Annotated in this window: 14 protein-coding genes; 10 read left to right on the forward strand and 4 right to left on the reverse strand. The window is 70.8% G+C overall.

Going from position 1 to position 11,442, the window contains the following annotated elements; all coding sequences use genetic code 11:
* Positions 1-72: 72 nt before the first annotated feature.
* The 6 genes from Mterra_RS14395 (at position 73) to Mterra_RS14420 (ending at position 3,638) form a co-directional block, all read left to right on the forward strand.
* A complete protein-coding gene (locus tag Mterra_RS14395) occupies positions 73-786 on the forward strand; it encodes a hypothetical protein (RefSeq protein ID WP_119315808.1) in 714 nt (237 codons plus the stop codon).
* A 10-nt stretch (positions 787-796) separates the two neighbouring features.
* Positions 797-1,534 carry a DUF4097 family beta strand repeat-containing protein gene (locus Mterra_RS14400; RefSeq protein ID WP_119315809.1) on the forward strand — a complete coding sequence of 246 codons (738 nt, stop codon included), beginning with the start codon at positions 797-799 and terminating at the stop codon, positions 1,532-1,534.
* A gap of 32 nt (positions 1,535-1,566) precedes the next feature.
* Complete coding sequence (locus Mterra_RS14405) at positions 1,567-2,307, forward strand: hypothetical protein (RefSeq protein ID WP_119315810.1); 741 nt, start codon at positions 1,567-1,569, stop codon at positions 2,305-2,307.
* An 18-nt stretch (positions 2,308-2,325) separates the two neighbouring features.
* Entirely contained in the window at positions 2,326-2,781 is a 456-nt protein-coding gene (locus Mterra_RS14410) for an SHOCT-like domain-containing protein (protein ID WP_119315811.1), read from the forward strand.
* Between the two features lie 82 nt (positions 2,782-2,863).
* Entirely contained in the window at positions 2,864-3,184 is a 321-nt protein-coding gene (locus tag Mterra_RS14415; protein ID WP_119315812.1) for a hypothetical protein, read from the forward strand.
* Between the two features lie 55 nt (positions 3,185-3,239).
* On the forward strand, positions 3,240-3,638 hold the full coding sequence (locus Mterra_RS14420) for a DUF2089 domain-containing protein (protein ID WP_119315813.1): 399 nt from the start codon (positions 3,240-3,242) through the stop codon (positions 3,636-3,638).
* Here the strand turns inward: Mterra_RS14420 and Mterra_RS14425 are convergent.
* The 3 genes from Mterra_RS14425 to pdxR all read right to left on the reverse strand — a co-directional run bounded on the left by Mterra_RS14425 (position 3,589) and on the right by pdxR (position 7,577).
* Positions 3,589-5,025: a sensor histidine kinase gene (locus Mterra_RS14425; RefSeq protein ID WP_119315814.1), complete on the reverse strand. Its 1,437-nt coding sequence runs from the start codon at positions 5,023-5,025 to the stop codon at positions 3,589-3,591. The genes Mterra_RS14420 and Mterra_RS14425 overlap by 50 nt on opposite strands.
* A gap of 266 nt (positions 5,026-5,291) precedes the next feature.
* The gene (locus Mterra_RS14430; RefSeq protein WP_018465226.1) at positions 5,292-5,966 is read right to left on the reverse strand and encodes a response regulator transcription factor; all 675 of its coding nucleotides are present in this window, start codon (positions 5,964-5,966) and stop codon (positions 5,292-5,294) included.
* Between the two features lie 153 nt (positions 5,967-6,119).
* Complete coding sequence (pdxR, locus tag Mterra_RS14435; protein ID WP_119315815.1) at positions 6,120-7,577, reverse strand: MocR-like pyridoxine biosynthesis transcription factor PdxR; 1,458 nt, start codon at positions 7,575-7,577, stop codon at positions 6,120-6,122.
* A gap of 66 nt (positions 7,578-7,643) precedes the next feature.
* Between pdxR and Mterra_RS14440 the strand changes: the two genes are divergently transcribed.
* From Mterra_RS14440 to Mterra_RS14450, 3 genes are read left to right on the forward strand one after another with little or no spacing between them, the layout of a single operon-like run.
* A complete protein-coding gene (locus tag Mterra_RS14440) occupies positions 7,644-8,252 on the forward strand; it encodes an FMN-binding negative transcriptional regulator (protein WP_119315816.1) in 609 nt (202 codons plus the stop codon).
* A complete protein-coding gene (locus tag Mterra_RS14445; protein WP_119315817.1) occupies positions 8,252-8,710 on the forward strand; it encodes a GNAT family N-acetyltransferase in 459 nt (152 codons plus the stop codon). The genes Mterra_RS14440 and Mterra_RS14445 overlap by 1 nt, the downstream gene beginning before the upstream one ends.
* Positions 8,707-9,342 carry a GNAT family N-acetyltransferase gene (locus Mterra_RS14450; RefSeq protein ID WP_119315818.1) on the forward strand — a complete coding sequence of 212 codons (636 nt, stop codon included), beginning with the start codon at positions 8,707-8,709 and terminating at the stop codon, positions 9,340-9,342. The genes Mterra_RS14445 and Mterra_RS14450 overlap by 4 nt, the downstream gene beginning before the upstream one ends.
* Positions 9,343-9,376: 34 nt before the next feature.
* Here Mterra_RS14450 and Mterra_RS14455 read toward each other — a convergent pair whose 3' ends face one another.
* Positions 9,377-9,868, reverse strand: coding sequence for a DinB family protein (locus Mterra_RS14455; protein ID WP_119315819.1), 492 nt, complete (start codon positions 9,866-9,868; stop codon positions 9,377-9,379).
* Between the two features lie 239 nt (positions 9,869-10,107).
* Between Mterra_RS14455 and Mterra_RS14460 the strand changes: the two genes are divergently transcribed.
* Positions 10,108-11,223, forward strand: a complete 1,116-nt coding sequence (locus Mterra_RS14460) for an XdhC family protein (protein WP_119315820.1) — start codon at positions 10,108-10,110, stop codon at positions 11,221-11,223.
* Positions 11,224-11,442 lie beyond the last annotated feature (219 nt).

Below are 11,442 nucleotides of genomic sequence, written 5' to 3' on the forward strand. Positions count from 1 at the left end.
CCCCCGCCCCCAACCCTTCCTTCCAACCCCTGTTCGTCTTCATCCAAGAAGCCTGAGGCCGCGAGGAGCCCCATGAACGACCACGAACGCATCCACAACCTGCTGCGCGAGGGCCGCATCACCGAGGAGGAGGCCCAGATCCTGCTGGGCGCGCTGCGCGAGCTCGAGGAAGCCTCGCCCCCGCCGCACGACTTCCGCCCACAGACCCAGCAGGTGCGCCTGGGCACGCTGCCGCCCACCCTCCGCTGGGTCCGCGCCCGCCTGAGGGACTGCTCGGTGGCGGTCAAGGCGAACCCCCGGCTGCAGGAGCCCGACATCCGCGGCCCGGTGAGCGTCCAGGACGACGGCGCCGACCTCGAGGTCGGTACCGACGACGAGATCACCGACGACGTGCGCATCGAGCTGCCCGAGGGCTGGGGCCTCGAGCTCGACGTGCACGGCTGCGACTTCGAGGCCGAGGGCCTGGCGTGGGTGAAGGGGAGGGCCCACTCCTGCTCGGTGGAGCTCGAGCGGGTGCAGGGCGTCGACCTCGAGCTCAACAGCTGCGACTTCGAGGCCACCCTCAAGCTCAGCCAGGGCGAGCACCGCCTGGTGATGGCTAGCACCGACGCCGAGATCGAGCTGCGCGGCTCGAGCGTGAAGGTGGAGGGGCGCATCCGCGGGGGCGACCTCGACCCGCGCGGGCCCTTCACCCTGCGCGGGCGCGACTTCAAGGGCCAACTGGGCCGGGGCGAGGCCCGCTTGTGGATCGAGCACAACCAGGGCGACCTCACCCTCGAGGCCTGAAGGAGACGAGATGAGCGAACACGAACGCATCCAGAACCTGCTCAAGGAAGGCAAGATCACCGAGGAAGAGGCCCGGCTGCTGAGCGAGGCCCTCGAGGCCCCCTTCAGCGAGCCCGTGGGCTACCGCCCCGCCTCGGGGGGGAACCCTCAGGAAGCCTACGCCCCGCCCCGCGCCGGCGAGAACCCCTCCGCCCTGCGCTGGGTGCGGGTACGGCTGACCGCGGGCGAGCTGGTCGCCAGCTTCGACCCCAGCCTCCGGGAGCCGCAGGTCGAGGGCAAGGTGGAGGCCCGCGAGAACGGGCGCGACCTCGAGGTCTCCCCCCAGATCCCCGGCGGCGACTTCCTGGGCAACCTGCTGGGCGGGCTCAAGGTCGGGCAGGTGACCGTGCGGGTGCCCGCCGGGTGGGGCCTGGAGGTGCACGGCACCGCCGGCGAAGTGCGGGCCCGGGGGTTGCCCTACGTCAAGGCCCGGCTGATGGCCGGCGAGGTGGGTTTGAGCGACGTGCAGGGCGTGGACGTGGAGGTCAAGACCGGCCAGATCGAGGGCAGCGTGTTGCTGACCGAGGGCCGCCACCGCCTCAACGTCACGCTGGGCGAGGTGGACGTGAAGATCCTGCCCGGCTCGAGCGTCAAGGTCGAGTCGCGGGTGGGCCTGGGCAACCTCGAGACCACCCCCCGCCAGGTGGGGCAGGGCTCGGCGCGGCTCGAGGCCTCCGTCAGCGTGGGCAACCTCGAAGTGAGGGCCTAAGGATGAGCGAGCAGATCCGATCGGGAGAGGGCATGACCGAACGCGAACGCATCCAGGCGCTGCTCGACGAGGGGCGCATCACCCAGGAGGAGGCCAGCCTGTTGCTGGAGGCCCTCGCGGAGGCCGAAGCCGCCGAGGCGGAGGCCGAGGCCCAGGCCGGGCCCACGCGCTGGCTGCGGGCCCGGGTGAGCGCGCGGACCCTCGAGGTGCGGGTCGATCCTAGCCTCAGCGAGCCGAGGGTCGAGGGCGAGGCGGAATTCCGCGCCAAGGGCACCGACTACCACCTCGACGCGCGTCCCAAAGGCCCCAAAGGCTGGCACGGGGGCGAATGGCACGCCCACGAGCGCCCCGTCACCGTCAGCCTGCCCGGCGGGGTGGGGCTCGACGTCGACCTTTCGGCCGGTACGGTGATCGCCGACGACCTGCCCTACCTGCGGGCCTCCGTCGGGGCGGGCAACCTGATCGCCCGCAACCTCGGCGGGATCGACGCCAACGTGAAGGCCGGCACCCTCAACGCCGAGCTGTACCTCGACCAGGGCCAGCACCGGGTGCAGGTCAAGGCCGGCAGCGCCGTGCTGAAGCTGCTGCCCGGCTCGGACTACGAGGCCCAGGGCGAGGTGATCATGGGCAACTTCACCAGCACCGGCAAGCACCGCCTCGACAACGAGCGGGGCTTCCCCGGCATGCGCCAGAGCTTCAACATCCTCGAGGGCCAGGGCAGAGCCAAGCTCGAAATCCAGGTCAAGATGGGCAGCCTCAACCTCCTCACCTGAGCGTCAAGGGAGACACCTATGGAAGACAAGCGCCGAATCATGGACATGGTCAAGGAAGGCAAGATCTCGGTCGAGGAGGCCGTGCGGCTGCTCGAGGCCATCGAACCCCCGGCCACCGGCCCCCGCGCCCCAGGAGGGGTGGCGGTGATGGCGCCCCCTGCGCCGCCCGCGCCCCCCGCCCGGGGCATCGCCCGGATGCTGCGCATCTCGGTCAACGGCGAGGGCATCAAGGTCAACGTCAACCTGCCGGTCTCGCTCGCCAAGTTCGCCTCCAACTTCATCCCCCCCGACGCCAAGCAGGCCATGAGCGCCCAGGGCATCGACCTGGCGGGCATCCTGGACATGCTCAAGGGCGACCTGCCGGAGGGCCGCTTGGTGGACGTGGAGATCCAGGACATGGCCCAGTTCACCGGCGAGGAAGGCCAGCGCAGCCCGCTCAAGGGCACCATGCACGTGGTCATCGAGGTGGTGTGAGGAAGCGCCGGACGCCTGACGGACGCTGGAGGGTTTCATGGCCGTTCAGATCCTGACCGCCGGGAGGAGGCAAAATGGGGCCGTGCCGACCCTTCAGCGACTCCTGCCGCGCTTCCTCTACGTCTACGTCCGGGGGCCGGTGATCCCCATCCCCGTCGTGCTCTTCATCCCCACGCTGGTGCTCGAGGGCCTGGTTTACCTGGCCGAGGCCCTCGCCGGGCGCTGGAGCCAGGGCGCGGCGTACTACCTCGAGCAAGCCCGCACCGGCCTGCGCCTGATCCGCCACCAGGGGCCCCTCACGGTCGTTGACGTCGAGCTGCAGGACGTCGCCCGCTTCCAGGCCGGCGGGGCATCCCTGGGCGGTCCGCGCGGCCCGGTGCGGGTCAAGGTGGGGCAGTGGTGAAGCGGTGAGCGGTATCCGGCCCTCCGCCCTCCAGAGGCTCAGAGAAGGTGAACCCATGAGAATCTACCCCGTCCCCACGCAGTGCCCCGCCTGCCAGAGCCCCTTGCGGGTGTCGGGCCTGGTCTGCTCCAACCCCCAGTGCCGCGCCGAGGTCAAGGGGGAGTTCCAGCCCAACGAATTCGCCCAGCTTCCCGGCGAACAGCTCGAGTTTTTGCGGCTGTTCGTGAAGGTGCGCGGCAACCTCAAGGAGGTCGAGCGCATCCTGGGCCTGTCGTACCCCACGGTGCGGGCCCGCTTCGAGAACCTGCTCAAGACCCTGGGCTACGAGTACGAGGAGGTGCCCCCTCCCGGCCCCAGCCCCGAGGAGAAGCAGGAGATCCTGGGGCTGCTGGAGAAGGGCGAGATCAGCGCAACTGAGGCTGCGGAGCGGTTGCGCGCGTTAAGGAAACGCTGAAGGTGGTGCCCTTGCCCACGGTGCTCTCCACCCACACCCGCCCGCCGTGGGCCTCGACGATGGTCTTCACGATCGCCAGCCCCAGCCCGGTGCCGCCGCGCTCGCGGTCGCGGGCCTTGTCCACGCGGTAGAAGCGCTCGAAGAGGCGGGGCAGGTGCTCGGCGGGGATCCCCTCGCCGTTGTCCTCCACGCGGATCACCACCCCCGCCGAGACGTCGCGGGCCACCAGGCGCACCCGGGTGGCCCGCGCCTTGATGGCGTTGGAGACCAGGTTGGCGAAGACCTGGTGCAGCCGCTCGGGGTCGCCCTGCACCCAGAGGTTTTCGGGCGCCTCGAGCTCGATGCGGCCCTCGAAGCTGCGGGCGTACTCCTCCTGGATCTGCTCGAGCAGCGTGGGCACGTGCACCGCGCCCATGTGCAGCTTCCAGTTGCCGCTCTTGGAGAGCTCCAACAGGTCGGTGACGAGCTTCTTCATGCGCTCGCTCTCGCGCACGACCACCTCGAGGCTCTCGCGCTGCTGCTCGGTGAGCGGGGTGCGGCGCAGCAGGAAGCTCACGTGCCCCAGGATGGCGGTGATGGGGGTGCGCAACTCGTGCGAGGCGTCGGCGACGAACTGGGTCTGGGCCTGCCAAGTGCTCTCGAGGCGGGCCATCATGCGGTTGAGCGAGCGGATCAGCGCCGCCACCTCGTCCTGGCCCTGGGGCTCGGGCAGGGCCTCGGGCTTCTGGCTCACCGCCTCGGCCTTGCGGGCCACCCACTCCAAAGGCTCGAGGGTGCGCCGCACCAGCCGCTGGGCCAGCAGCGCGGCCAGCAGCAGCACCACCACCGCCACCGCGCTGTAGACCTGCAGCCAGCGCGAGAGCACCAGGCTCACCGAGTCGAGCGGGCGGCCCACGACCAGGATGAAGTCCTGCAGCTCCCCCTGCCCGAAGGGGTCGGCCTTGAGGCGTTTGGCGATGACCTGGACGTTGAGGGAGGGCAGGTTGTCGCGCTGGATCGAGGCCCGGGTGTAGATGAGCTCGCCCCGCCACACGCGCTCGAGGTCGCGCAGGGACACCGAGAAGTTCGAGCTGCCCAGGTTGGGGCTGGTGAGGATGCGGACGGTAAAGAACTCCCGGCCGGTAGGCCCCAGGGACTGGAGGTCCCCGAACGCCCGCACGAGCTGGGCGTAGAGGTTGGGCGAGATGCGCGACAGCGCCTCGAGGCGGCTGAGCACGTTGGGGTCGTCGATGGCCGACTCGATCTGGGAGAGGGCGGCCTCGAGCTCAGGGCGGATGCCCGAAAACAGATAACTCCGCAGCGTCGCGTACACGACGGCCCCCAGCACCAGCAACGAAGACACCAGCAGCGCCAGGGTGAGCAGGGTAATGCGGTTACGCAGGGTCATAGGGATGCCTAAGGCCTCACGCTAAACGTTAAATGCCCGAAGATTGGTGAGGCGTTCGACGTTAAGCGATAAGCGGTCAGCTTTCAACCGCCAGCGTTAAGTCCGTGGCGTGTTGCCTATGGTTCGCCCCTCCCCGCCGGCGGGGAGGGTTTATCCCCCCTAACCCCCCTTGCCAAGGGGGGGAACCAGGCGCCTCGCGTCTTGCGTACGGCGTAGGACGTACGACATACGACCCGCGCCCGGCTACCGGCTACCGACCACCGACATCAATCTTCCCGCAACACGTACCCCACCCCGCGCACGGTGTGGATCAGCCGGCGCTCGTTGGGGCCCTCGAGCTTCTTGCGCAGGTAGCCGATGTACACGTCCACCACGTTGCTCCCGCCCTGGTAGCCGGGCCAGACCTTCTCCTCGATCTCGAAGCGGCTGAAGACCTTGCCGGGGCTCTTCGCCAAAAGCTCGAGCAGCTCGAACTCCTTGTTGGAGAACTCGATGCGGCGGCCGGCGCGGAAGACCTCGCGGCCCTCGAGGTTGATGATGAGGTCGGCCACGCGGATCTCGCCGGTGATGGCGGGGGTGACGCGGCGCAGGTGGGCGCGGATGCGCGCGAGCAATTCCTCGATGGAGAAGGGCTTGGCGAGGTAGTCGTCGGCCCCGGCGTCGAGGCCTTCGACCTTGTCCTCCACGCGGTCCTTGGCGGTGAGGATGAGGATGGGGATGTTGGAGGTCTTGCGGATGCGGCGGGCCACCTCGAGCCCGTCCACCACCGGGAGCATCAGGTCGAGGATGACGAGGTTGGGGTTGACCTCGCGGAAGCGGGAGAGCCCGGTCACCCCGTCGTAGGCCACCTCGGTGCGGTAGCCCTCGGCCTGGAGCTCGAGCTCGATGAAGCGAGCGATATCCTTCTCGTCTTCGATAATCAGGATGAGGGGTTGATCCATGTGCTCCATGGCTGCAAGGTAGGCGGATTTCTCATGAGAAGTTGCCAAGATGTCTTAGAGTTCTCTCATTTGCTTCCAATTTATGAAAAGGTCCTGGCGTCGCCCACGGCCCCAGGGCAAGGCCAATTCGGCGATGAGAAACCGGCTAAAGGTTCACTTCATGAGCGGGCCCAGCGCCTCGCGCAGCGCGCTCACGCCCTCCTCGAGCTCGGCCGGCGTGAAGGCCGCGTAGCCGAGCATCAGGCCGCCGCGGGGCAGTTTCGCCAGGCCGTAGGCCGACAGCGGCAGCGCCTCGACGCCCTGCGCGGCCGCGCGGCGCGAGGCCTCCTGGTCGTCGGTGCCCGGGGGTAGCCAGGCGGCCAGGTGCAGCCCGGCCTCGGCCCGGTGCACCTCGAGCCAGCCCCCGAAGCGGCGCTCGAGGGCCTCGATCAGGGCCTGCTGCCGCTCGGCGTAGAGCAGCCGGGTGCGCTTGATGTGGCGCACGAAGTGCCCCTCGCGGATGAACTCGGCCAGCACCGCCTGCACCGGCCCCGGCGGGTGGCGGTCCATCAGGGCCCTCCCGGCGACGAAGGCCTCGACGAGGTCGGGGGGGACGACGAGGTAGCCCAGGCGCAGCCCCGGCATCATCACCTTGGAGAAGGTGCCCACGTAGATCACCCGCCCCTCGCGGTCGAGGCCCTGCAGGGCGGCCAGGGGGCGGCCCCGGTAGCGGTACTCGCTGTCGTAGTCGTCCTCGACGACCCAGGCCGAGTGCTCGGAGGCCCACTCGAGCAGCGCCAGCCGCCGGGTGAGGCTGAGGGTCACGCCCAGAGGGTACTGGTGGGAGGGGGTCACGTAGGCCAGCCGGGCGGCGGGCTCGAGCCGCCGGCCCGCGGCCACGTCGAGGCCCTCGGGGTCCACGGGCACCCCCACCACCCGCGCCCCGGCCGCCAGGAAGGCCCCGCGCGCGCCCAGGTAGCCGGGGTCTTCCACCCACACCGCGTCGCCGGGGTCGAGGAGGAGGCGGGCGGCGAGGTCGAGCCCCTGCTGCGAGCCGGTGGTGATGATGACCTGCTCGGGCGTGCAGGCCACCCCGCGCGAGGCCTGGAGGTAGGCGGCGATGGACTCGCGCAGGGGGTGGTGGCCGGCCGGGTCGCTGTAGTTGAGCAGTTCGTCGGGGGCGAGCTTCCAGTGGCGGGCCTCGAGCTTGGCCCACAGCTTCATGGGGAAGGCCCGGAAGTCGGGCAGGCCCGCGCGGAAGACCCCGCTGCCGCGCTTGCGCCGCAGGGTGACGGGGGTGCGGGCGAGCTCCTCGCCGCGCCGGGAGAGCCGCCGCCCGTTGCCGGCGAGCCCCTGCGCCAGGGGCCGCGGCTCCCACTGCCCCGGGAGGGTGCGCGCCACGTAGGTGCCGTCGCCCACGCGGGCCTCGAGGTAGCCCTCGGCCAGCAGTTGCTCGAAGGCCGTGACCACGGTGTTGCGCGAGAGCCCGAGCTCGCGGGAGAGGTCGCGGGTGGGGGGCAGCCGGGTGCCGGGCGCGAGCTGCCCCTTGAGGATGCCCTCGCGCAGGTAGTCGTAGAGCTGGCGGTACAGCGGGCTTTCGCCCCGGGGTTGGAAGCCGGGCAGGCTCAGCATTGGCTCCAGTGTAGCACTTGGCATTGGCTCTTCCGGACGGTCCAATCCGGGCGTACCCTCGGAAGCATGTACCTGCCCGGCCATTTCCGCGTGGACGACCCCGGCCCGCTGCACGAGCTCATGCGCCGCTTCAGCTTCGCCACGCTGGTCAGCGTCCACGAGGGGCGGCCCTTCGCCACCCCACTGCCCTTCGTGCTCGACGCGGGGCGTAACCGCCTCGAGGCCCACATGGCCCGCGCCAACCCCCAGTGGACCACCCTCGAGGCCAACCCCGAGGTGCTGGTGATCTTCCAGGGCGACCACAGCTACGTCTCCCCGTCCTGGTACGAGAAGCACCCCAGCGTGCCCACCTGGAACTACGTCACCGTGCACGCCTACGGCAAGGCGCGGCTGGTGGAGGAGCCCGAGGCCGTCAAGGCCATGCTGCGGGGCCTGGTGCGCCAGCACGAGCCGGCCTGGGACATGGACGCGCTGCCCGCGAGCTACCTCGAGGGCATGGTCAAGGGCGTGGTGGCCTTCGAGGTCGAGATCGCGCGGCTGGAGGGCAAGTTCAAGCTCTCGCAGAACCGCTCGGCCGCCGACCGGCGCCGCGTGGCCGAAGCCCTGGCCCAAAGCCCCGACCCCGCCGGGCAGGGCATCGCCCGGCGCATGGCGGAGCGCCTGGAGGAGCGCTGATGTACGCCTTCCGCCGGGCCACCCCCGCCGACGCCGAGCGCGTCGCGCACCAGCGCCGCCGCATGTTCGTGGACATGGGCCACCCCGACGACGCCGGCATGGAGGAGGCCATCCGGGCCTTCGTCCCCTGGGTGCGGCGCTCGCTGGAGAGCGGGTACTACGCGGGCTTCCTGGCCTGTGAAGGGGACGAGGTGGTGGCCGGGGCGGGCCTGATGCTCCTGGAGTGGCCCCCCCGGGCCGACAGCCTCCAGACCCTGCGCGGCTACGTGCTCAACGTCTACACCGAGCCCGGGCACCGGGGGCGGGGGCTGGCGCGGGCGCTGGTGGGGCAGGCCCTCGAGCACTGCCGGGGGCGCGGCGCGCGCACGGTGGCGCTGCACGCCTCGGAGGCCGGGCGCCGCATCTACGAGGGGCTGGGCTTCCGCCCCAGCAACGAGATGCTCTGGAGGGCGCCGTGAACCCCGACGTCACCCGCCCCCTCACCCTGGAGGGGCGGCGGGTGCGCCTGGAGCCCCTCACCCTGGAGCACCTGCCGGTGCTGCTCGAGCTCGCCCAGGCCGAGCCCTACCCCCTCACCACCGTGCCGCGCACCCTCGAGGGCATGCGCGTGTACGTCCAGACCGCCCTCGACGAACAGGCCCGGGGCAACGCGGTGCCCTTCCTCACCGTGGATAAGCGCTCCGGCCGGGCCGTGGGCAGCACCCGCTTCGCCAACTTCGAGCACTGGAAGTGGCCCGCCGGGAGCCCGCTGGCTCGAGGGGGCCTCCCCGACGCGGTGGAGATCGGCTGGACCTGGCTGGCGCCCCAGGCCCAGCGCAGCGGCGTCAACACCGAGGCCAAGCTGCTGCAGCTCGCCCACGCCTTCGAGGTCTGGGGGGTGCGGCGCGTGACCCTCAAGACCGACGCCCGCAACCAGCGCTCGCGCCGGGCCATCGAGCGCCTGGGGGCCAAGCTCGACGGGGTCCTGCGGGCCCACCTGCCCGCCGCCGACGGCGGGGTCCGCGACAGCGCCGTGTACAGCGTGCTGCTCGAGGAGTGGCCCGGGGTGAAGGCGCGGCTCGAGGGCTTCCTGGCAGAGCACGGCGCGTGACACCCCCGGCGACACCGGGGGTGCGCCGAGCCCTTCAGCCTCGCGCGCTTTGCGAGGCGATGACCTCGAGCTGCCCCAGGTGGTTGAGGTCGTGCCCGGCCAGAAAACGCACCAGCAGGTGCAGGCTTTCCCACTCCTCGCGCTCGGGGTGGTAGTAGCTGCGGGCCAGGTCCCCCTCGCTCAGGCCGCGCAGCAACGCCAGGTTCCACGCCCGCAGGGCCCTGAAGGCGTCGTAGGCCAGCTCCATCGGCAGCCCGCCGTAGCGCGCGGCCCAGGCGTCCTGGTCGAAAGGCTGCACGGTGGGGTTGTCCTGCGCGAGGATCTGGCGGAAGCGAAAGCCCAGCGCCATCTCGGTGTCGGCCAGGTGACAAAGGATCTCGCGGGCGCTCCACTTGCCCGGCGCATAAGGCTTCTCCGGCTCGATCTGCGGCAAAAGCTCCTCGAGCCGCCGCGGCATGGCCGCCAGCGAGGCCAACGGGTCGTCCTTCCCCAACAGGGCGATGATCCGGGCGAGGTAGGGGTCCATGCTTCATCCTAAGGCGAGGAGCAATAAGCTGTCAGCCATCAGCTTGTAGTGGAAAGGCACCCATCCCCGCGCGCGGGGATAGGGATCCCCCCAGCCCCCCTTAGCAAGGGGAGTAAACAAAAGGCGTTTTGTGTCTTGCGTACGACGTACGACGTAGGACGCACGACGCACGACCCGCTCCCGGCCATCGTAGCTTTCTCCCCAATGCACCCCGGGCTCGCCCCGATAGAATTGGCCTCGTGGAACAACCCGAAGTCCAGGCGATGCTTCAAGGCATCCGCGAGGCCCGTGCCGCGGGGGAGCCCGTCGCGTGGGCGACCATCGTGGGGGTGACGGGATCGGCCTACCGGCGCGAGGGGACCCGGATGCTGGTGCGGCGGGACGGCAGCTACACCTGCATGCTCAGCGGCGGCTGCCTCGAGCCCGAGATCGTGGAGGTGGCCCAGCAGGTCATGCGGGACGGGCAGCCCGTGCGCACGGAGTACAACCTGGACGAGGAGGTGATGTGGGGGCTGGGCATCGGCTGCGGCGGGGCGGTGGACGTCTACATCGAGCCCGTGCAGGACGAGCCCGTCACCAACCGCTGGCTCGAGGCCCTCGAGCGCGGCGAGCTCGCGGTGCTGGCGACGCCCCTCGAGCCCGGCCTGGGCCGCTTGTTCGTGGGCGAGGCCGCCTCGGCGGGCGCCCTGGCCGACGCGGGGCTCGAGGCCCAGGCGCGGGCCAGGGCCCACCAGGTCCTGCAGGCCTTGCAGCCCCGCGCCGCCACCCACGCCCTGCGGGCCTCCGACGGGCGCACGGTCCCGGTGTTCTTCGACGTGAGCCTGCCGCCTGCCGAGCTCGTGATCTTCGGCGCGGGCCACGACGCCGTCCCGCTCTCGCGGCTGGCGGTGCAATTGGGCTTCCGGGTGCAGGTGGTGGACATGCGCGACAAATTCGCCCTCCCCTCGCGCTTCCCCGGGGCCCAGGTCCGGCTGTTGCGCCCTGAGCACTTCGCGCGGGCGCTCGAGGTCGGCCCCCGCACCTTCGTGCTGGTGATGAACCACAACCTCCTCATCGACCAGAGCACCCTGGCCTTCGCGCTCCAGACCCCGGCCCCCTACGTCGGCCTGCTGGGCCCCCGCTCGCGCTTTCTGAAGATCGCGGAGGGCCTCGCCCGGGAGGGCACCCCCCTCACCCCCGAGCAACTGCGGCGGGTCCGCAGCCCGGTGGGCCTCGCCGTCGGCGCCGAGACCCCCGAGGAGGTCGCGCTGAGCATCCTCGCCGAGGTCATGGCCCTGCAGCGGGGCTACCCCGCCGGCTTCCTCAACGGCCTCGAGGGGCGCATCCACGACCCCACGGAGGCGCCGGTGGTGTGATGGGTGGGATGCTGAACGCCCAACGCTGAACGTGGGTCGTACGTCCTACGTCGTACGTCGTACGCCGAACGCTAGACGCCAGACGCAAGACGCGAAACGCGAAACGCAAGACGCCAAACGCGAAACGCAAGACGCGAAACGCCTTCTGTAGGGGCGGGCACGGGGCCCGCCCTTTTTCCGACGTGCTTAGGGCTTACCGCTCCCCGCCAGCCGCCGCAA

Origin of the sequence: Calidithermus terrae (genome assembly GCF_003574345.1) — a bacterium.
Lineage (GTDB): Bacteria > Deinococcota > Deinococci > Deinococcales > Thermaceae > Calidithermus > Calidithermus chliarophilus.

Bases quoted from the DNA above. Each gene is read 5' to 3' on its own strand.
- Mterra_RS14395 (WP_119315808.1), top strand. From the start codon at position 73: ATGAACGACCACGAACGCATCCACAACCTGCTGCGCGAGGGCCGCATC.
- Mterra_RS14400 (WP_119315809.1), top strand. From the start codon at position 797: ATGAGCGAACACGAACGCATCCAGAACCTGCTCAAGGAAGGCAAGATC.
- Mterra_RS14405 (WP_119315810.1), top strand. From the start codon at position 1,567: ATGACCGAACGCGAACGCATCCAGGCGCTGCTCGACGAGGGGCGCATC.
- Mterra_RS14410 (WP_119315811.1), top strand. From the start codon at position 2,326: ATGGAAGACAAGCGCCGAATCATGGACATGGTCAAGGAAGGCAAGATC.
- Mterra_RS14420 (WP_119315813.1), top strand. From the start codon at position 3,240: ATGAGAATCTACCCCGTCCCCACGCAGTGCCCCGCCTGCCAGAGCCCC.
- Mterra_RS14425 (WP_119315814.1), bottom strand. From the start codon at position 5,025: ATGACCCTGCGTAACCGCATTACCCTGCTCACCCTGGCGCTGCTGGTG.
- Mterra_RS14430 (WP_018465226.1), bottom strand. From the start codon at position 5,966: ATGGATCAACCCCTCATCCTGATTATCGAAGACGAGAAGGATATCGCT.
- pdxR (WP_119315815.1), bottom strand. From the start codon at position 7,577: ATGCTGAGCCTGCCCGGCTTCCAACCCCGGGGCGAAAGCCCGCTGTAC.
- Mterra_RS14440 (WP_119315816.1), top strand. From the start codon at position 7,644: ATGTACCTGCCCGGCCATTTCCGCGTGGACGACCCCGGCCCGCTGCAC.
- Mterra_RS14445 (WP_119315817.1), top strand. From the start codon at position 8,252: ATGTACGCCTTCCGCCGGGCCACCCCCGCCGACGCCGAGCGCGTCGCG.
- Mterra_RS14455 (WP_119315819.1), bottom strand. From the start codon at position 9,868: ATGGACCCCTACCTCGCCCGGATCATCGCCCTGTTGGGGAAGGACGAC.